Annotated in this window: 2 protein-coding genes; one reads left to right on the top strand and one right to left on the bottom strand. The window is 59.8% G+C overall.

Annotation, left to right across the window (positions count from 1 at the left end; all coding sequences use genetic code 11):
• Window positions 1-888: tetratricopeptide repeat protein (locus tag EN893_RS33610; RefSeq protein ID WP_245490952.1), on the bottom strand; the 888-nt coding region annotated here is incomplete at its 3' end.
• 139 nt (window positions 889-1027) lie between these two features.
• On the opposite strand from EN893_RS33610, the gene EN893_RS38405 reads away from it, so the two are divergent.
• Complete coding sequence (locus EN893_RS38405; protein WP_164748817.1) at window positions 1028-1420, top strand: hypothetical protein; 393 nt, start codon at window positions 1028-1030, stop codon at window positions 1418-1420.
• The last annotated feature ends 83 nt before the right edge of the window (window positions 1421-1503 follow it).

Here is a 1503-nt window from a genome sequence, read left to right as displayed (position 1 = left end):
GGGCCTGTGCTTCTCGAAGAAGCCGGCATCGAAGGTGGCCTTCATCGCCTCGAATTCGGCCCGCGTCCTGGCCTGGTCGTAGTTGATGCCTTTGCGGCGGATCGCATTGCCTTCGGCGAAATAGTCGAAGGCCCGGCCATAATCCCTGAGATCGTCATTCGCCTTGCCGAGTCCGAAGGACAGCTGCATGCGTGCCAGGCTGTCCTGCGGCGCTTTGGCATGCTGGGCTTCCATGCCCCCAAGCTCGCTGTCGCGATCCTTCTGGCGCTTGACCTGCGTCAGCATCAGCCAAGCTGTGGCCATGGCGGGGTTGATCGCCAACGCCTGCCGGAACAGGTCGACCGCCTCGTCGAGCTTGCCCTTTTCCATCAGCCCGACGCCGAGCCCGTGCAGCAGGTCGGCATCCTTGGGGCGTATCGCCAGCGCTTCGCGGAAGACGGCGAGCGCCTCATCCAGCCGCCCGGCTTCCTGCAGGGTTTCGGCAAGCCCGATGCGGGCGCGCACGTGAAATGGGTTGCGTGCAACCGTGCCGCGATAAATCTCTTCGGCCTCTTCGAACTGGCCGACCTGCTTCAGCGATGAGCCGAGATTGTCGCGCGCCGCGAGCTGGTCCGGCCGCAGATCCACCGCACCGCGGAAGAAATCGATGGCCGCAGCAGGGCGGCCGAGGTCGCGCATCACCGTACCGAAATTGTTGAGGAAATCGGGATTCGTCGGCTGCAGGCTCACCGACCGTTCGATGAGATCCAGCCCTTCTTCGCTGCGCCCGGTCTGGTGCAGCAGCAGTCCCAGGAAATGCGCCGCGGCCGCATGCTTGGGCTGACGCGCCAGCACCTGCCGGTAGATCGTCTCAGCCTCTTGCCGGCGCCCCGCCTGATGCAGTTGCAACGCCTGCTGCACATACTGGTCGAGGCCCAGCGGCGGCTGTCCGCCTGCGCCAGACCTGGCTCCCGCACCCGCCGCTCGTCTTTGATCTCTGTTGATGGGAAACCTGCCGTGTTTTATCCGCCTGTGGCGATCTAGGCCATTGGCGCGCCAGGTTCAAGGCTTCGCTTGCTGTCTCGTCCTTTCGTCGGTGCGGAAAGATCAAATCAGGCGATTGGTCTCGGCAACCTGCCTGGCACGCCGAACCGTTCCATCGGTGTCGGCGATCCTTCGCTTTGCCGCCTCGTCACTTCTGACAGTCAGCCGCGGCGACAGGACAACCATCGGCTTTGCCATTACCGGCTTTGCGACCGGCGTGATCGTTACGGGGGTGCCTGTTGGCGTCTTTACGGACATCTCGAGGTCTCCTTCTTCAACTCACAAGAAAAATGAAATACCGGGAGAATTATTCCCGCTAAGCTTCAAACAGTTTTTGAATTGTATGAATTTGTATCATCATTTTTCTGATAGTTACAGCGCGCAATTTTTTGAATGAAGCACAATTTTATTTTAAAACGCCTTGATTAAATTACAACAAAGGCCTATCTGTACAGGATCGCTTTGGGCCAGAATTGGCAT

The sequence above is a fragment of the Mesorhizobium sp. M7A.F.Ca.CA.004.04.2.1 genome, from assembly GCF_004022825.1.
Lineage (GTDB): Bacteria > Pseudomonadota > Alphaproteobacteria > Rhizobiales > Rhizobiaceae > Mesorhizobium.
The sequence above is the reverse complement of the archived record's forward strand: the minus strand, read 5'-3'. Positions and strand labels throughout refer to the sequence as shown.